This is a genomic window from Vibrio sp. Sgm 5 (genome assembly GCF_026241575.1).
Taxonomy (GTDB): Bacteria; Pseudomonadota; Gammaproteobacteria; order Enterobacterales; family Vibrionaceae; genus Vibrio; species Vibrio jasicida.
Map to the genome: position 1 here is coordinate 1 of NZ_JAPHPY010000149.1, position 341 is coordinate 341.

The 341-nt window shown below is 41.9% G+C and carries 1 pseudogene; it reads right to left on the bottom strand.

What is annotated here, in order from left to right:
- A pseudogene (locus OQJ86_RS26465) lies at nt 1-341 on the bottom strand (IS4 family transposase); the annotation flags it as partial.

The following is a 341-nucleotide window of genomic DNA, read 5'->3' on the forward strand; positions in this document are numbered from 1 at the left end:
AATAAACGCGTAGCAACAAAGGCATAGATGACACTTAATCTCTCTAAGTTATCTTTACTTTGTAGCCTGAGTGACTCCACATCTGTCCCTTCACTTTTCCAGACTTTATGGAAATCTTCAATCAGCCATCGGCGCTCGTAATAACCGATAATTCTCATAGCGTCTTCAACGTTGTTTATTGGCTCCGACGTCAAGAGGTGCCATGCTAACTTGTCTTTTGATGTCCCTTGCTCAAGGCAACCAACATAATAAACAGGTATGCCTGCGTGCTCTTTTTTGTTTGCCGGAGCCTTTAATGTCACCTGACCATATTTAACATCAAGCTTTACATCTCTCGCTTT